Below are 14,982 nucleotides of genomic sequence, written 5' to 3' on the forward strand. Positions count from 1 at the left end.
GGCGCTACCGAAGGATAAATCAAACGACCGTTTGTGGCCATGCGCTAAGATCATGGAGCCAGGCGTAAACGTCTTCGCTGTGGTAGCAGATAAACCCCGCCCGCTGGTAAAGGCGGCAAGCGGGGAGGTTGGTCGCATCCACCGACAGCAGCACGCGCTCCACCCCGGCCGCTTGCGCTTGATGAAAGGCTTCATTCAGCAACTGCTCGCCGAGCCGCTCGCCGCGCCAAGCGGGTAGAAGGGCCATCAGCATCAGCTCCCAAGCATCGGCCTCGGGGCGCGGGGTCAACAGCAGCACCCCGGCGGTATCCGGCGCCTGCCCAGGGCGGGTAACGTGAACGACGTACCAATGGGCCGCCGCCGCCATGTCTTGCTGATAAAAGCCGGCAATGAGCGCCTCCGTGCCAAGGGCTTCGCGCAGGGCGACACAATCCAGGGAGTCGACCTGCACGGCGCTCATCAATGCGTGCTGCGCCTCTGGGGTCAGCATGGCCCACGGCGTCAGTGTGATGCGCGTCGCTGGCGGCTCGGGTAGCCGCGTGTGGCTGGGTGCCGCCAAATAGCGCAGCGGCGCAATCCGCTGCATGCCGGCATCGACAAGCAGCGCCGCGCGGGCGCTCTGCTCGGGAACGATCACCGTATGGCAGAGCGCAACATCATGTTTTGTGACCCACTGCCGCGCCGCGCTGAGCAGCGCTTGCGCGCTCTCACCTTCACCGGCGGGCTGCCACAGCTGCGCCATGTTGCCCGGCAGCGGCTGCACCCAGGCCGCGCCACACAAGGCATCTCCCTCATCCTCGTTAACCCGCTCCGCAATAAACAGCCCCGCCCAGTCTGGCGATGGCTGCGCCATCTGGCTATCCACCGCTTCCGCCAGTGCTTGCCACCTTGCCGATTCGTGCGCTGCCGCTAGCTGCTGTAGCGCCTCTAAACGGCAGTGAGGGGGGCACGGGCGCACCGTGACCTGACGTGTTTGCATTTCCCTTCTCCTTGCGGTGATTTTTGCCGCGACGCCTTGAATACCGGCGCCCGCGCCTGCATATCCTAGCTAAATTTCCTGTTACCCGAGTGATGCTATGTCCATTATCGACCCGCGTACCGGTGAGGCGTTAACCGCCCCGATTGACTCAGACGATACCGCGAGCGCGCAACAGAGCGCCCCCGCAGGCGGCGGCAGTGTGCGCCCTGAAGACGTGATCATCGACCTCGACGCCAGCAACATTCAGCAGGTACTGGAGGCGTCGATGCAAGTCCCGGTGCTGCTGGACTGCTGGGCGCCGTGGTGCGAGCCGTGCAAAAACTTGATGCCGGTGCTGGAGAAGCTCGCCGTGGAGTACGGCGGGGCATTTCTGCTTGCCAAGCTCGACGTGGAAGCCAACCCGGAAATCGCCGGACAGCTGGGCGTGCGCTCGGTGCCCGACGTAAAACTGGTTAGCCAAGGCGGCCTGGTGGATAGCTTCCAGGGGGCGCTGCCGGAGAAAGAGATCCGCGAGTGGCTCGGCCGCTACTTTCAGGCGCCCGCCGATGCCCCGCCCAGCCCCGAAGAGCAGGCCGAAGCGGCGCTGAAGGCGGGCGATGCGGCGACCGCGCGCGAGACCTACCAGACGCTGGTCAGCCAGTACCCGGAGCATTACGCCTATCAAGTCAGCCTGGCCAAGGCCTTGGTCGCCGAAGGGCGTGGGGAAGAAGCCCGCAGCGTGCTGGATAACCTCCCGCCGGAGGAGCGCGACGCGGCACCCGCCCGCGGCGTACGCGCCAGCATCGCTTTTGGCGAGCAGGCTCTGTCGCACGAGGAGATCGCCGCGCTGGGCGAACGCGACGATAGCGAAGCGCAGTTCCAGCGGGCGCTTCGCCACGTCGCCGATGGCGACTACGAAAGCGGCTTGGAAGGGTTGCTGGCCCTGATGAAGCGCGATCGCGCCTATGGCGACGACGCCGCGCGCAAGACGCTCTTGCAGGTTTTTGACGCGCTAGGCGCCGATCACCCGCTGACCGTCGCCTACCGCCGCAAGCTCTTTGCGCTGCTGTATTAAACCGCTAACGGCAGCTGACAGGCCTTGGCGAGGGCGCTGTAAACCCATCCTTGGGCGCTAAATTTGCCATCCCTGGCAAATAACCCTCGCTACGGCCTGCCCCCTGCCTGCAACTCTCGCTAGCGCTTGAGCACGCTATCCATCCGCGCCAGCGCCGTATCGAGCTGCGCGGCGGTGGTGCCGAAATTAAGCCGCACAAAGCCCGGGTGGCCAAAGGCCGCCCCATCGGAGAGCGCCACGCGCGCCTCTTTTAATAGCGTTTTGTGCGGCGCTTCGCCAAGCCCTGCCTCGCGCATATCCAACCACGCAAGGTACGTCGATGCCGGCGCGTGTAGCGTGACCCCTGGCCACTGGGCGACCGCGTCGATCAGCCGCTCGCGATGCCCGCGCAATACGGAAAGCAGCGCTTGGCGCCACGGTTCGCCTTCACGATAAGCCGCCTCCGCCGCGACTAGCCCCAGCACGTTGCCATCCGGCAGCAATCCTTTACCCGCACGCGCAAAGCGCTCGCGCAGCACCGGGTCAGGGATCACCGCGCAGGCGGTGGTCAACCCCGCCAAATTAAACGTCTTCGAGGGGGCCCAGAGCGTGATGGTCCGCGCGGAAAGCTCAGGAAACGCCGCGGCCAGCGGACGGTGCTGAGCTCCTTTGTCCAGCAGTAGGTCGCAGTGAAGCTCGTCAGAAACCACGTAGAGATCGTGGCGCTCAACCAGCCGAGCAAGTCCTGTGAGTTCCGCTTCACGCCATACCCGCCCGGTGGGGTTATGCGGTTGGCACCACAGCAACAGCCGCGTATTGGGCGTTATCGCCGCCTCCAGCGCGTCAAGGTCTAACTGCCAGCCCTCGTCGGTCAGCGCCATGGAGGCCTGCTGGGGGAGCCTGCCGGTACGCTCGGCCACGGCGAGAAACGGCGGGTAGATCGGTGTGACCGTCAGCACTCCGTCGCCGGGCTGGGTCAGCGCTAGACTCGCCAGGTGCAGCGCCGGCACCACGCCGGGGAGCCACTGCTGCCATTCGGGCAGAATACCCCAGCCGTAGTGCAAGGCGCTCCAGTCGCACAGGGTCTGCTGTAAGCTCGCCGGCACTTCGCCATAGCCATAAACGCCGTGGTCGACGCGCCGGTGAAGCGCCTCCACCACCGCCGGGGGCGAATGATAATCCATGTCCGCCACCCAGAGGGGGAACACATCGTCGCCGTAACGGTGCCATTTTTGCGATGGCCAACCACCTTCGGGGTGTCGTCGCTCAACCGGCGTGGCAAAATCAAACGCCATGGGGTGTCCTTTTGCGTCACTTATCACGTTTTGGGGAGTTGACCAGCATGCCGCAACCTAACGATCTGCCGCAACACGATTTCTATACCCAAGTGCGCCACGGCCTGCCGGCGCTGCTACGCCAGTGGCTAGCCCTGGGCCAAGCCTGTCTCTTATACACATAGATCGGAAGAGCGTCGTGTAGGGAAAGAGTGTAGATCTCGGTGGTCGCCGTATCATTAAAAAAAAAAAAAAAAAAAAAAAAAAAAAAAATAAAAAAAAAAAAAAAAAAAAAAAATAAAAAAAAAAAAAAGCTAGCATGAGAGAACCAATAAAAACCTACCACTCTGGAAGGATATCCAAAAACCATAAGAACACAGTATCAAACAAATAAGCCAAATCAGCATCTGCTGGCGGAAACCGCGCGGGTGGCAAAGCTCGGCACGCCGGAGGCCACGCCCAGCGGCGCCACGCTCAACGCCTGGAGCGCGGCAGAAACCGCCGAGGAGATCCCGCTCTGGGCCCCGCGCACAGCGGTGTTTCTGCTCAACCAGATGCCGGCACGGCCAGTGCCGCAAAGCGACGCGGAAGCGAGCGCCTGGGCCTACTGCTGGCTGCGTAACCGTTCGTTTGACAGCATAGACGCCGCCCAGAAGGCGCTGCCCGAACACCTTCAAGCCCCGCTGCACGCCGCCCTGGATGCCGCCTGGCAAGATCAGCAAGGGCTGCGCCTGGTTTAGCGCTTGGCTTGGATTAGCGCTTGCGCCGCCTTGCTTTGGGCTTAAAGCCCACCGGCTTGGTCGCCAACCACGCGACAAAGGTGCGAATCGCTTCGTCGCACTGTAGCGCCGTCAAGGTGTTCAAGCGATCGGCCAGTTCCCGCTCGCCATAAAGTCGGTGAATATGCTTATGGCACGGACGACAGAGCCAGACGATGGCGGTCAGGCGCTCCTCGCGGGAGTAACGCTTACGGTAGCGCGGCTTGTTGTGCAGCGCGCGCGGGATAAGATGGTGTTTGGTCAGCGCCTCGGCGCGCCCGCACAGCTCGCAGGCATCGGGTTCAGGTGGAGGCGATAATGATGGTGCGGACGTGGGCATAACGATCATTCATGGCAAACACAGTAAGGATACATAATGGCAGACGTTCCTCTGATTTGGCAGCTGGCGAAGCTTGTGGTTTCCATTGGCTTGGTGCTGGGGCTGGGCGCCGTCGCGGTGCGAGTGAGCCCTCGGGTCGCGGGGCTTTTAGCCGGCTATCCGCTGGGAACGGCGCTGGCGCTCTTTTTTATCGGGCTGGAGATTTCGCCTGTCTTCGCCACCCAAAGCGCGGTGCATACGCTGGCGGGGTTTACCGCGACACTGGCGCTGGGTGGCGGCTATCTGCTCTGTGGCCGTCAGGAGGGGCTGAAAGGGGTGTTAAGCGGCATCGCCGGTGGGCTCGCCGCCTGGCTTTTGGTCGGCTGGGGGCTCTCGCAGTTTGACTTTACCCGCCTCAGAGGGACGCTGGTCACACTCGCCGCCATTTTTGTATTTAGCTGGCTGTATCGACGCGTACCGGAAGCCCGCGTCGGTGCGGCTGGCGTGTTCTCCTGGTCGGCGCTAGCCTTTCGCGCGGCGCTCGCCACCGTGATGATTTTTATCATCACCGCCCTGGCCCACGTGGTACCCGCCGCCTGGGCCGGCACACTGGCGGCATTTCCTGTGACCATGCTGCCCTTTTTGCTCATTTTGCATGCCACGCACGGCGCAGCACCAGCGGCAACGGTGATCAAGCACTACCCCATGGGCTTGGGGTCGCTTTTAAGCTACACGCTGTGCGTTTCGCTGACCTACGAGCCTTGGGGCTTGGCGCTGGGTACGCTGGCCGGTTTTGCCGTGGCCACGCTATGGCTGATGGGGTGGATGCGCGTGCAGCTATGGTGGGCCAGTCGTCGGCTAGCGGCTCAAGCCAACACTTGACCAAGCGTTTGCTTGGGTGAATGCTAAGCGGATAGCACGCCCCTCACCCTACAATGAATAAGCGACAACAGGAGCCGCGATGTTTACCCGTACCATTGAGCCCGCGTTCTACGACACCGACGCCTTGGGGCACATCAACAACACCCGCTTACCGGCGTGGTTTGAGCTTGCGCGTAACGACCTTTTCAAGCTTTTCACCCCGGACTTGAACCCCAAGCAGTGGCGGCTAATCATGGCGCGCATGGAGATCGATTATCGTGCTGAACTGTTTTACGGCCACGATATCGAACTGCGTACCTACCTCACGCGTTTGGGTACTAGCTCCTTTACCGTGACGCAAGAAGCGCGCCAGCACGGCACGCTTGCGAACCTTGGCCATACGGTCTTGGTACAATACGATCACCAGGCCAAGCGCGCCATGCCCATTGAGGGCGAGCTGCGTAAGACACTCGAAGCGCACCTTCACGACGCGCCTGAGTGACACATGCCCGACGCAGGGCCAACGGAGAGAGCCTTATGGCGATCCGCTACAACCTCTGGATAGACCCCGATAATACCGAGCAGCATAAAGCCATGGAGGATCAGCTTGAGCGCTACTTTATCGAGCGCTTTGCCGACTACCCCCACATTCGATTGTCCGGTGCCGACCCCTACGATTATGATGCGCCGTTCAATCGCCTCTACGAGGCGTTGATGGCCCGCGCGGCGGAGTACTGCGAACGCACCTGGGGCTATGTCCCCACACCCGAGCAGCTTAACCGCAGCTTCTTTCGCGCCGTTGGCCGCTCCACCAAATTTGTTCAGGATTAGCATCATCCGATGATCATTCGTACCCACCACGCCCCTCAACCGAGCGAGCTTGCGATTATTGCTCAGCAGCTTGGCCGCGCCCCACGGGGTATCGAAGCCATCGCTGCCACCGACGGCGAAGGCACACCGCTTGCGCTGCGCATGGCGCCGATTGTCGACGGCAAACCTTTCCCGACGCTCTACTGGCTCTGCTCCGAGCGCCTCAAAGTGGAAATTTCCCACCTTGAAGCTGCCGGGGTCATCAAGGCGCTAGAGCAGCGTCTTAAGGAGGACGCCGACTTTCTCGCTGCCTACCACCAAAGTCACCGCGACTACGTCGAGGCGCGTTGGCAGTACATGAGTGCCGCGCAAAAAGCCGATGTCATCCAGCGCGGCTACGAAGGCGTGCTCACCGAGCGGGGCGTGGGCGGCATTACCAACTGGGATCAGGTGCGCTGCCTTCACACCCAGTACGCCCACCACTTGGGCCAACATAACGCCATCGGCCAGTGGATGGATGAGGTCCACCAGATCGACCGCTGCCTGCCGTAAACGGTCAGCGGCAGGACAACTTGTAAAGGAGCGTTGCATGTCTCGACTGTGCGTTTATCTCGGCTCCCGCCCCGGCAACAGTCCGATTTTTCGCCAGGCGGCCGTTGAACTCGGCACTCTCCTGGCCGCACGCGGGCATACGCTCGTCTATGGCGGTGCGCGTATCGGCCTGATGGGCGACTTGGCCAATGCGGTATTAGATGCCGGTGGCGATGCGATCGGTGTGATGCCCGACCACCTGGTGGAACGCGAACAGGCCCACTTCGGCCTTACCGAGCTAATTCGTGTAGGCAACATGCACGAGCGCAAGGCGACCATGGCCTCCCAGTCCGAGGGGTTTATCGCCCTTCCCGGCGGTATCGGGACCTTTGAGGAGCTCTTCGAGATCTGGACCTGGGGCTATCTCGGCCTGCACGATAAACCGCTTGGCCTCTTGAATATCAACGATTTCTACTCGCCACTGCTGACGTTTTTGGATAACACCGTGAGTCACGGGTTTCTGGGTGCCACCACCCGCGAGATGCTACTTGACGCCGAGACGCCTAGCGACTTGCTTGACGCTATCCAAGCCCAACTGTGATCCTGTCAAAAAACAGCATTAACCGGGAGAGTGCCATGTACGCGGTCGAGTTCGTCAATAAAAACGCCTGTTGGCAAGAAGCGACGACGCCAAACGGCCCAGAAGCGTGCGAAGTTCGTTTGCGTGTTGCCTGGGCAGGGGTCAATCGCGCCGATCTCATGCAGCGCGCGGGGCACTACCCGCCGCCGCCTGACGTGACCGCTATCCCAGGACTCGAGGTCAGCGGCACCGTGACCGAGGTAGGCGATGACGTCACCCACCTCTCCCGTGGCGACAAGGTGTGCGCGCTGCTGGCCGGGGGTGGCTACGCCGAAGAGGTGGTGGTTGACGCGCGCCAGGTGCTGCCTCTTCCCGACGGACTCAGCCTGCGCGAGGGCGCTGCCCTGCCCGAAGTCTTCGCCACCGCCTGGCTTAACCTCTTTATGGAGGGAGCCTTGCAGCAGGGCGAGCGGGTATTGCTGCACGCCGGCGCCAGCGGCGTGGGCACCGCGGCCATTCAGCTTTGTCGCGCCTTCGAGCATCCCTGCTTTGTCACGGTCGGCAGTCAGGAGAAACTCGACGCCTGCCGCCAACTGGGCGCCAGCGACGGCTGGAACCGCCACGAGGGTAGCTTTGTCGAGGCGGTAAAGGCTTGGGGCGGGGCGGACGTGATTCTTGACCCGGTGGGGGCAAGCTATTTGGCGGATAATCAGAAAGTGCTGAATGCCGATGGCAGGCTGGTATTGATTGGCCTCATGGGCGGTCGCAGCGCGGGGCTGGATATGGGCCGCATGCTCATGAAGCGCCAACGCTTCATCGGCTCAACGCTTAGGGCAAAATCGGCCGCCGCCAAAGGCGAGATCCTAAAAGCCCTGCACCAGCACGTCTGGCCGCGACTTAGCGATGGCGACATTAAGCCGCTGATCGACCGTAGTTGGCCGATTCAAGCCGTGGATGAAGCCCACGCCTATATGGACAAAGACGCCAATATTGGCAAGATACTGCTTGAAGTTAACGCCGATCGTGATTGAGCCCAAGCTAGGCGCGGGGGTCGCTCAATGCCCGCGTCCGGGCATAGGTCAGTTGCAGCAGACGCGCATCGTCACCCGCGCGGTGACGGTGGATGCCTTGCTCGGCAATGATCATTTCTTTGGTCTCGTTCCATAGCGCCAGCTGCGCCTCGTCAAGCAGAATCCGCAGTGCCTCCAACCGAAAACCGGGGATAATGCCCGCGTGATGGAACAGCAGCGACATCCAGGTATTGTCGTACCCCCAGCTATCACTGTACGCCTTGCCGATGGCACTGAGCTCATCGTTAAGCCAGCAGGCGACCTGGCGCACCGGGTGGCCTTCGTGCTTTAACTGCTCGCGGGAAATGCCGTGCAGAAGCTCTGCTTTGGGATCCCAGTGCGTCCACTCTTCTAGCGGCTGAATCAAAAACGCACAGCAGCTGCCGTCCGCGCGGGCGATGCCCACTTCAATCGGGTAGCTGCCGCGCCCGAACCCGGACGCTTCGATGTCTAGCAGTGTCGGTAGCGCTTCGGGCACAGGCTTCCCCATCTAACGCGACGGCAGGTGAAAGTCGGCAGGCAAGACACGCGCTGGCTAGACCGTCGCGGAGGTTTGCAGCTTAGCACGCTGATCGGCAAGGTCTTGCCAATAGGCCGCTTGTTCGGCATCTACGGCTAAGCCTAGTTCACCCTGGCGGTAAGCGCGCGCAAGACGCTCGGCGGCGAGATAGTGGCCTGCCTCGGCGGCGCGGGCATACCACGTGACGGCGTATTCGTCGCGGCGTGGATACTGCGCGCAGCCGTGTTCGTAGATCTTCGCGACCTGATACTGGGCTTTTAAATCACCCGCATGGGCGGCTTCGACAACGTAGCGCGCGCCCCGCGCTTTATCCTGCGGTGATGAGCTGCGGTGAAACAGCATGTGCCCATAAACAGAGAGCGCATCGGGATGCCCCGCCTCGGCGCAACGCTTAAATAGACGCAGCGTAAGACGCTGCGTGCGTGGCGAACGCGGCAGAAGCCAACGGGTATGAAAAAGCCGGTCAGCGACACGGTATTCAAGCCGAGTAAACAAAGATGATGCCTGTGGCATGGCAGACCACCTTGTCGGATGAGTTAACCTCGGAAAGGCTGCCATAAAAGCATTGAGCGGCAGCCAAACCCTAAAAACCGGCGTTCGCCGGCGGATGGGCTGGCAAGCATACGCCTGCCACGCCGCTGACTCAACCCCAACGATTTGCTGCTTTGCCGGGGCCTCGCTAACATGCTCACCATCGACCCCAAATTGCCTCAAAAAAGGAGAGCACGATGCAGACGCGGCCACTCGGCAGAACAGGCATAGAAGTCAGCCGGCTCTGTTTAGGCACGATGACATTTGGCGAGCAAAACAGCGAGGCCGATGCCCATGAGCAACTCGATCGTGCCGTCGCGTTCGGTATCAACTTTATCGACACCGCCGAAATGTACCCGGTACCGCCCAAAGCCGAAACCCAAGGGCTGACCGAGCGCCATATCGGCACCTGGCTCAAACAGCGCGGCTCGCGTGACGATGTGATTATCGCAAGCAAAGCCTCAGGGCCAGGTTTGGATCACATCCGCGGCGGCCCCCGTCTGACTCGCGATCATCTTCGCCACGCCATCGACGATAGCCTTAAACGGCTACAGACCGACTATATCGATCTCTACCAGCTCCACTGGCCGGATCGCAACACCAACTTCTTTGGTAAGCTCGGCTATGTGCATAAAGAGGATGAAGATGCCACGCCGCTAGAAGAGACGCTCTTTGCGCTAAAGGAGTTGGTGGAGGCGGGGAAAATTCGCGCTATCGGCCTCTCCAACGATACCCCTTGGGGAGTGATGAAATCGCTAGAGCTCGCCGATCGCCTGGGCTTGCCGCGCGTCGCGTCGATACAAAATCCGTATAATTTGCTCAATCGCAGCTTTGAGGTAGGGCTTGCGGAGATCGCGCAACGCGAAGATGTGGGCCTGCTCGCGTATTCACCGCTTGGCTTTGGCGTGCTCTCGGGCAAATACCTAAACGGCGCCAAGCCCCCCAAGGGGCGCTTAACCCTGTTTGAGCGCTTTAAGCGCTATACCTCGCCCGAAGCGGAAGCAGCGACGCAAGCCTATGTCGACCTGGCCCACCAACATGAGCTTGATCCCGCCCAGATGGCGTTGGCCTTCGTCAATTCGCGCAGCTTCTTGACCAGCAATATTATCGGCGCCACTACCATGGAGCAGCTGGAAACCAACCTAGAGAGCGAAAGCGTCAAGCTCGATGACGAGGTGCTCGACGCGATTGACGCGATTCATCACCGCATGCCCAACCCCTGCCCTTAACATTTTATCGGCTATCAACCCCATAGCCTCGGCAATTGCCGGGGCTTGATATACTGGTGCGATTCAATAGGCGTCTAACACAGACTCAGGAGTGCGCCATGCTAAGCGTGATTTCCCCTGCCAAAACGCTGGATTTCGACACACCGGCAACCACCAAGCAGGTGACTGAGCCGGATTTTCTGCCGCAAAGCCGAGCGCTCATCGAGATTTTACGCGGCTACTCGCCGCCGCAACTCAGTGAGCTGATGAGTATCAGTGACAAGCTCGCGGGGCTCAACGCCGCGCGCTTTGCCGAGTGGCAGCCGCCCTTCACCCTAGAGAATGCCAAGCCCGCCGCGCAGGCCTTTCAGGGCGATGTCTATACGGGGTTGGAGGCGGACACCTTCAACGCTGATGAAAACCGCTTTGCGCAAGCGCATCTGCGTATTCTTTCCGGGCTTTACGGGCTACTGCGCCCGCTGGACCTTATCCAGCCCTACCGCTTGGAAATGGGCACCAAACTGCCCAATCCGGCGGGCAAAGACCTTTACGCTTACTGGAAACCCACGCTGACCCATGCGCTCAATGAGGCGATAGCCGCTAGTGGCTCCAAGGTACTGGTCAATCTCGCCTCTAATGAATACTTCAAAGCGGTGGATACGAAGAAGCTCGACGCCCGCATAATCAACCCGGTGTTCAAAGACGAAAAAAACGGCAAGGTGAAAATCATCAGTTTCTACGCTAAGAAAGCCCGCGGTCTCATGAGTGCCTGGATCATTCGCCAGCAGCTCAACGACCCGAACGAGCTGAAAGCGTTTGATGTAGCAGGGTATCGCTTTGACCCCGCCACATCCGAGGGCGACACCCTGGTATTCATTCGCCGCGAAGCCGACCGCAGCTAACTGTTAGTTAAATACGACCGGGCGCGCTGAACGGGGTTTCAAAAACTGCCGGTGCGCCTGTTTGAACGTCTCGGTATCGCAGCGGTGCAGCCATTCGTAAGCGACCATATCCGCCGTGACTGCCACGGCGCCGCCCGCACAGGCGCGCTCACGTGCTAGCCGCGCCTCAGCTTGCCGCCGGCTAGCTGCACCCTCGCTAAGCCAATAGAGCTCATAGCCCGCCTCAAGCAAGCCAAGTCCCGTCTGCATGACACAGATATGCGCTTCGGTGCCACACAGTACGATTTGCGTTTTTCCGCTAGCGGCCAAGGCGTCACGAAACTCTGGCTCTTCCATTACGCTAAAATGCACCTTCTGCCACACACGATAATCCCCAAGCGACTCCAGAAGCTGCGGCGCTGTGCCACCGAGTCTTTCTGGGTTCTGCTCGGTCAACCATACCGGCACTTCAAGTAACTGTGCGAGCCCGCCTAGCCAGCTCGCTTCTGTTACAGCCTGCGCACCACCATCAATAACGGGCAGCAATCCGGCTTGAAAATCGACCATTAGCAGCAAACTTTTTTCTCGCTGTAAACGCACGATGACACCTCATTATTGTCTTTATAAGAAATCGAACACTTCTCTAGCATAAGCGCTAAAATAGCGCGTCCCAACCTTTCCCCCCTACCCCTCTTTGGAGTTCTTTCCATGGTGCGACAGTTTTTCATTATGCTGCTTGTCAGCGTGTTAAGTTTTAGTGCGGCGGTTGAGTACGCGGAAGCCCGGAGAATGGGCGGCGGTAGCAGTACGGGCAGCTTCTCGCGCTCGGCTGACCGTCCAGCGTCAACCCCCTCTCAACAGCAGGCACAAAGCGGGCAACAAAGCCAAGCCGGCGCCGCCGCGGCACGCCGTAGCGGTATGGGTGGCATGCTAGGCGGTCTTCTCGCAGGCGGTTTATTCGCCGCGCTATTTTTTGGCGGCGCTTTTGATGAGTTACGCCTGATGGATCTTCTCGTTATGGCGGGAGTCGCCGCCCTAGCGGTCTATGCGTTTCGGGCTCTACGCCAACGGCGGCCACTTGCGGCTTCGTCAGCGGGTCAGCAAGCCTCGACGGCGCCCTCAACCGCGGCGAATTTTGACACCAGCGCCGCACCCGGCAGCCTTGGCGCGGGCTTGCACTCCACTCCAGCATGGTTCGACAAAGAGCGCTTCCTAAGCGGTGCCAAGGAGCACTTTATGACGCTTCAGCGGGCATGGGATAATAACGACTTTAGTCGCATTCAGGAGTACGTGACTCCCGAGCTTTACAACCTTTTGCGTGAAGAGCGCGCCCAGCATCCTGCCAATAACCGCACTGACATTGTGCGGCTCTTTGCCGAACTGGGTGATGTGCAAGAGTTTGGGGGGAAAGCCGAAGCAACGGTTATTTTCCACGGTCTCTTGGAGGAGAATGGCACCGAAACAGAGTTCAATGAAACCTGGCACCTTGTGCGAGATCTACGCGACGAGGCGCCCTGGTACATTCAAGGTATTGAGCAGAATCCCGCTCATTAATCTTGTTATCAAAAGAGGCAAACAGCCCGCATCTTGTGGCTGTTTGCCTGATTCAACCGGGCGACAGTTACTCCTCCGCCGCCTCTTCGATATCCTCTCCCAGCTCTTCAACTCTTTCGCCTGCGCTCTCCATGCTTTCGTCGATCTGCTCACCCGCCTCTTCAGCAGGCCCTTGATCATCATCGTTGCCGCAAGCCGTCAAGCCACCGACTAGCATGGTTACCAGAGTGGCCAACATTAAAGGCTTTAACACGCGAAAATTCATTTACGCCTCCCGAGGTTGCCTCTTTTATGATGGGTTTCCTCACTCAGCGTAGCGGCTATCTATCCCGCTCACCACTGCCCTTCTTTTGTCCTAAGACGGCAAGGACAGGAATAACACCTTATTTTTCCCCACAAAAAAATCCCCCGAGGCGGCTGCCCCGGGGGATTTTTCGGATAAGTGCCTGACGATGACCTACTCTCGCATGGGGAGACCCCACACTACCATCGGCGCTGAGCGGTTTCACTGCTGAGTTCGGCAAGGGATCAGGTGGTTCCCGCTCGCTATGGTCGTCAGGCGTAACTGGCGATATATCATGCTGTGTTTTGTGCGTCTCTTTGATGCGTATCCGGTGTTCGTTTGAACAGCGTTATCATCGGCGACCCAACCCCTTGGGTGTTATAGGGTCAAGCCTCACGGGCCATTAGTATCGGTTAGCTCAACGCCTTGCAGCGCGTCCACATCCGAGGCGAGCAGCGCGACGGCCGCCACGCCCAGCACACCGGCGCCTAACAGTAACCAAATCACGGGGCTACCCAGGTGGCTATGCACCTCGGTGGGGGCGTGCCCCGAGTGCGCGCCGGCGGTGGCGGTTAACGCTAGCGTGATCGCGCCCAGCAGCGACCGGGAAAGCGGTTTTTTCATCGGTGTCATAACGTTCTCCTGTTTCGTTAAAGCCTTTACACCGTGGCGGCGGCCTGCGGGCGGCGCTCGTCGAGCATGCCTTTATCCAGAATGAAGCGGATGATCGTCTCAAGGCCCACCCCGTCGTAGAGGTTGGTGAACACGAAGGGGCGCTCGCCGCGCATCTTTTTCGAGTCACGCGCCATCACCTCAAGGGAGGCGTGAACCTGCTCGGCGATATCGATTTTATTGATGATCAAAAGATCCGACTTGGTGATGCCCGGCCCGCCCTTGCGCGGGATCTTGTCGCCGGCGGAAACATCAATCACATACAGCGTGAGGTCGGAGAGCTCGGGGCTAAAGGTGGCCGAGAGGTTATCCCCGCCGGACTCCACCAGCACCAGCTCAAGGCCGGGGTGGCGCGCCTGCAGCTCGTCGATGGCGGCGAGGTTCATCGAGGCATCCTCGCGAATCGCGGTGTGCGGGCAGCCACCAGTCTCCACCCCCATGATGCGATCGGCCGGGAGCGCATCGTGCTTGAGCAGAAAATCGGCGTCTTCGCGGGTGTAGATATCGTTGGTCACCACGGCGATGTCGTAGTGATCGCGCAGCGCCAGGCAGAGCTGCTTGAGTAGCGCGGTTTTACCCGAGCCGACCGGGCCGCCAACGCCAATACGTAAACAGTGCGTCATGGGGTTCTCCTTATTAACGGGTGACTCTTTTAACTGCTCGTTTTTTAACTTCTAAATAGCCGCGAATACTGGGTTTCGTGCAGGGCACTCGCTAGCGCCACGCCGGGCAGCGCGGGGCCGAGGTCGTCATCATCAAGGCTTAGCGCCCGGTCAACGGCGGACACGAGTTCGGGCCGCAGCCGCTCGATCACCCGCTGCGCGGCGGTGTGGCCCAGCGGCAGCGCTTTGCAGGCCACCGCGAGCTGGTTTTCCAGCCACGCCCAGCCAAAGCCGAGCAGCGTCTGCCGCGGGGTGACACCGCGCACATGAGCGGCGTAGGCGAAGAGCGTGATATAGCCCGCCTTGGGCGGCAGCAGGCTCTCCTCGGGCAGTAGCTCCAGGCTGCCCAACAGGCGCGCAAGCGACGCGCCCAGGCGGCACTCCTCGGCGGCGAGCTCAGCGGTTTCCCGGGTGGCGGCGAGCCAGGCGTCCCACTCGGCGACGCTGGCGCTATCG

The 14,982-nt window shown here is 60.6% G+C and carries 20 protein-coding genes, 1 rRNA gene and 1 pseudogene; 11 read left to right on the plus strand and 11 right to left on the minus strand.

All coding sequences use genetic code 11. From position 1 onward, the window contains the following. Nucleotides 1-19: 19 nt before the first annotated feature. Nucleotides 20-979, minus strand: coding sequence for a GNAT family N-acetyltransferase (locus BQ9846_RS14410; RefSeq protein WP_075881623.1), 960 nt, complete (start codon nucleotides 977-979; stop codon nucleotides 20-22). A 97-nt stretch (nucleotides 980-1,076) separates the two neighbouring features. Here BQ9846_RS14410 and BQ9846_RS14415 point away from each other — a divergent pair, with 97 nt between their 5' ends. Then, nucleotides 1,077-2,033, plus strand: coding sequence for a tetratricopeptide repeat protein (locus tag BQ9846_RS14415; protein ID WP_075881624.1), 957 nt, complete (start codon nucleotides 1,077-1,079; stop codon nucleotides 2,031-2,033). Nucleotides 2,034-2,152: 119 nt separating this feature from the next. On the opposite strand, the gene BQ9846_RS14420 is transcribed toward BQ9846_RS14415, so the two are convergent. After that, complete coding sequence (locus tag BQ9846_RS14420; RefSeq protein WP_075881625.1) at nucleotides 2,153-3,307, minus strand: MalY/PatB family protein; 1,155 nt, start codon at nucleotides 3,305-3,307, stop codon at nucleotides 2,153-2,155. A gap of 386 nt (nucleotides 3,308-3,693) precedes the next feature. Here BQ9846_RS14420 and BQ9846_RS14430 point away from each other — a divergent pair. Beyond that, nucleotides 3,694-4,026: pseudogene (locus tag BQ9846_RS14430) on the plus strand (hypothetical protein); the annotation flags it as partial. Nucleotides 4,027-4,039: 13 nt separating this feature from the next. Here the strand turns inward: BQ9846_RS14430 and BQ9846_RS14435 are convergent. After that, a complete protein-coding gene (locus BQ9846_RS14435) occupies nucleotides 4,040-4,384 on the minus strand; it encodes a hypothetical protein (protein WP_075881628.1) in 345 nt (114 codons plus the stop codon). 36 nt (nucleotides 4,385-4,420) lie between these two features. On the opposite strand from BQ9846_RS14435, the gene BQ9846_RS14440 reads away from it, so the two are divergent. The 6 genes from BQ9846_RS14440 (at nucleotide 4,421) to BQ9846_RS14465 (ending at nucleotide 8,176) form a co-directional block, all read left to right on the plus strand. Continuing rightward, the gene (locus BQ9846_RS14440) at nucleotides 4,421-5,245 is read left to right on the plus strand and encodes a hypothetical protein (RefSeq protein WP_075881629.1); all 825 of its coding nucleotides are present in this window, start codon (nucleotides 4,421-4,423) and stop codon (nucleotides 5,243-5,245) included. Nucleotides 5,246-5,324: 79 nt separating this feature from the next. Then, complete coding sequence (locus tag BQ9846_RS14445; protein ID WP_075881630.1) at nucleotides 5,325-5,726, plus strand: acyl-CoA thioesterase; 402 nt, start codon at nucleotides 5,325-5,327, stop codon at nucleotides 5,724-5,726. Between the two features lie 35 nt (nucleotides 5,727-5,761). Further along, on the plus strand, nucleotides 5,762-6,055 hold the full coding sequence (locus tag BQ9846_RS14450; RefSeq protein WP_075881631.1) for a hypothetical protein: 294 nt from the start codon (nucleotides 5,762-5,764) through the stop codon (nucleotides 6,053-6,055). Between the two features lie 9 nt (nucleotides 6,056-6,064). Further along, on the plus strand, nucleotides 6,065-6,586 hold the full coding sequence (locus tag BQ9846_RS14455; RefSeq protein WP_075881632.1) for a DUF501 domain-containing protein: 522 nt from the start codon (nucleotides 6,065-6,067) through the stop codon (nucleotides 6,584-6,586). Nucleotides 6,587-6,623: 37 nt separating this feature from the next. Continuing rightward, on the plus strand, nucleotides 6,624-7,166 hold the full coding sequence (locus BQ9846_RS14460) for an LOG family protein (RefSeq protein WP_075881633.1): 543 nt from the start codon (nucleotides 6,624-6,626) through the stop codon (nucleotides 7,164-7,166). Nucleotides 7,167-7,201: 35 nt separating this feature from the next. Continuing rightward, nucleotides 7,202-8,176 (plus strand): NAD(P)H-quinone oxidoreductase, encoded by a 975-nt coding sequence (locus tag BQ9846_RS14465; protein ID WP_075881634.1) that lies wholly within the window; start codon nucleotides 7,202-7,204, stop codon nucleotides 8,174-8,176. Nucleotides 8,177-8,183: 7 nt separating this feature from the next. Here the strand turns inward: BQ9846_RS14465 and BQ9846_RS14470 are convergent, their stop codons facing one another. Together BQ9846_RS14470 and BQ9846_RS14475 are read right to left on the minus strand one after the other, a co-directional pair. Further along, complete coding sequence (locus BQ9846_RS14470) at nucleotides 8,184-8,693, minus strand: hypothetical protein (RefSeq protein WP_075881635.1); 510 nt, start codon at nucleotides 8,691-8,693, stop codon at nucleotides 8,184-8,186. A gap of 57 nt (nucleotides 8,694-8,750) precedes the next feature. Then, nucleotides 8,751-9,248, minus strand: a complete 498-nt coding sequence (locus BQ9846_RS14475; RefSeq protein ID WP_075881636.1) for a tetratricopeptide repeat protein — start codon at nucleotides 9,246-9,248, stop codon at nucleotides 8,751-8,753. Between the two features lie 215 nt (nucleotides 9,249-9,463). On the opposite strand from BQ9846_RS14475, the gene BQ9846_RS14480 reads away from it, so the two are divergent. Together BQ9846_RS14480 and yaaA are read left to right on the plus strand one after the other, a co-directional pair. Next, on the plus strand, nucleotides 9,464-10,495 hold the full coding sequence (locus BQ9846_RS14480; protein WP_075881637.1) for an NADP(H)-dependent aldo-keto reductase: 1,032 nt from the start codon (nucleotides 9,464-9,466) through the stop codon (nucleotides 10,493-10,495). Between the two features lie 98 nt (nucleotides 10,496-10,593). Continuing rightward, on the plus strand, nucleotides 10,594-11,376 hold the full coding sequence (gene yaaA, locus BQ9846_RS14485; protein WP_075881638.1) for a peroxide stress protein YaaA: 783 nt from the start codon (nucleotides 10,594-10,596) through the stop codon (nucleotides 11,374-11,376). 3 nt (nucleotides 11,377-11,379) lie between these two features. Here yaaA and BQ9846_RS14490 read toward each other — a convergent pair whose 3' ends face one another. Beyond that, nucleotides 11,380-11,955 (minus strand): isochorismatase family protein, encoded by a 576-nt coding sequence (locus BQ9846_RS14490; protein WP_075881639.1) that lies wholly within the window; start codon nucleotides 11,953-11,955, stop codon nucleotides 11,380-11,382. Nucleotides 11,956-12,063: 108 nt separating this feature from the next. Between BQ9846_RS14490 and BQ9846_RS14495 the strand changes: the two genes are divergently transcribed. Next, nucleotides 12,064-12,909: a Tim44 domain-containing protein gene (locus tag BQ9846_RS14495; RefSeq protein WP_075881640.1), complete on the plus strand. Its 846-nt coding sequence runs from the start codon at nucleotides 12,064-12,066 to the stop codon at nucleotides 12,907-12,909. A 67-nt stretch (nucleotides 12,910-12,976) separates the two neighbouring features. On the opposite strand, the gene BQ9846_RS14500 is transcribed toward BQ9846_RS14495, so the two are convergent. The 5 genes from BQ9846_RS14500 to BQ9846_RS14515 all read right to left on the minus strand — a co-directional run. Next, the gene (locus tag BQ9846_RS14500) at nucleotides 12,977-13,174 is read right to left on the minus strand and encodes a hypothetical protein (protein ID WP_075881641.1); all 198 of its coding nucleotides are present in this window, start codon (nucleotides 13,172-13,174) and stop codon (nucleotides 12,977-12,979) included. Nucleotides 13,175-13,353: 179 nt separating this feature from the next. Continuing rightward, nucleotides 13,354-13,469: ribosomal RNA gene (rrf, locus tag BQ9846_RS14505) — 5S ribosomal RNA — on the minus strand. A gap of 116 nt (nucleotides 13,470-13,585) precedes the next feature. Further along, nucleotides 13,586-13,825: a hypothetical protein gene (locus BQ9846_RS16845; protein WP_210433195.1), complete on the minus strand. Its 240-nt coding sequence runs from the start codon at nucleotides 13,823-13,825 to the stop codon at nucleotides 13,586-13,588. A 26-nt stretch (nucleotides 13,826-13,851) separates the two neighbouring features. Then, nucleotides 13,852-14,487 (minus strand): urease accessory protein UreG, encoded by a 636-nt coding sequence (ureG, locus tag BQ9846_RS14510; RefSeq protein WP_075881642.1) that lies wholly within the window; start codon nucleotides 14,485-14,487, stop codon nucleotides 13,852-13,854. A 44-nt stretch (nucleotides 14,488-14,531) separates the two neighbouring features. Next, nucleotides 14,532-14,982, minus strand: a 451-nt coding sequence (locus BQ9846_RS14515) for an urease accessory protein UreF (RefSeq protein ID WP_075881643.1), incomplete at its 5' end; no start/stop codon positions are given.

It is taken from the genome of Vreelandella massiliensis, assembly GCF_900155385.1.
In the GTDB taxonomy this organism is placed as follows: domain Bacteria; phylum Pseudomonadota; class Gammaproteobacteria; order Pseudomonadales; family Halomonadaceae; genus Vreelandella; species Vreelandella massiliensis.

Coding starts and splice junctions, on each gene's coding strand:
- BQ9846_RS14410 (WP_075881623.1), bottom strand. CDS start 979: ATGCAAACACGTCAGGTCACGGTGCGCCCGTGCCCCCCTCACTGCCGT.
- BQ9846_RS14415 (WP_075881624.1), top strand. CDS start 1,077: ATGTCCATTATCGACCCGCGTACCGGTGAGGCGTTAACCGCCCCGATT.
- BQ9846_RS14420 (WP_075881625.1), bottom strand. CDS start 3,307: ATGGCGTTTGATTTTGCCACGCCGGTTGAGCGACGACACCCCGAAGGT.
- BQ9846_RS14435 (WP_075881628.1), bottom strand. CDS start 4,384: ATGCCCACGTCCGCACCATCATTATCGCCTCCACCTGAACCCGATGCC.
- BQ9846_RS14440 (WP_075881629.1), top strand. CDS start 4,421: ATGGCAGACGTTCCTCTGATTTGGCAGCTGGCGAAGCTTGTGGTTTCC.
- BQ9846_RS14445 (WP_075881630.1), top strand. CDS start 5,325: ATGTTTACCCGTACCATTGAGCCCGCGTTCTACGACACCGACGCCTTG.
- BQ9846_RS14450 (WP_075881631.1), top strand. CDS start 5,762: ATGGCGATCCGCTACAACCTCTGGATAGACCCCGATAATACCGAGCAG.
- BQ9846_RS14455 (WP_075881632.1), top strand. CDS start 6,065: ATGATCATTCGTACCCACCACGCCCCTCAACCGAGCGAGCTTGCGATT.
- BQ9846_RS14460 (WP_075881633.1), top strand. CDS start 6,624: ATGTCTCGACTGTGCGTTTATCTCGGCTCCCGCCCCGGCAACAGTCCG.
- BQ9846_RS14465 (WP_075881634.1), top strand. CDS start 7,202: ATGTACGCGGTCGAGTTCGTCAATAAAAACGCCTGTTGGCAAGAAGCG.
- BQ9846_RS14475 (WP_075881636.1), bottom strand. CDS start 9,248: ATGCCACAGGCATCATCTTTGTTTACTCGGCTTGAATACCGTGTCGCT.
- BQ9846_RS14480 (WP_075881637.1), top strand. CDS start 9,464: ATGCAGACGCGGCCACTCGGCAGAACAGGCATAGAAGTCAGCCGGCTC.
- yaaA (WP_075881638.1), top strand. CDS start 10,594: ATGCTAAGCGTGATTTCCCCTGCCAAAACGCTGGATTTCGACACACCG.
- BQ9846_RS14495 (WP_075881640.1), top strand. CDS start 12,064: ATGGTGCGACAGTTTTTCATTATGCTGCTTGTCAGCGTGTTAAGTTTT.
- BQ9846_RS14500 (WP_075881641.1), bottom strand. CDS start 13,174: ATGAATTTTCGCGTGTTAAAGCCTTTAATGTTGGCCACTCTGGTAACC.
- BQ9846_RS16845 (WP_210433195.1), bottom strand. CDS start 13,825: ATGACACCGATGAAAAAACCGCTTTCCCGGTCGCTGCTGGGCGCGATC.
- ureG (WP_075881642.1), bottom strand. CDS start 14,487: ATGACGCACTGTTTACGTATTGGCGTTGGCGGCCCGGTCGGCTCGGGT.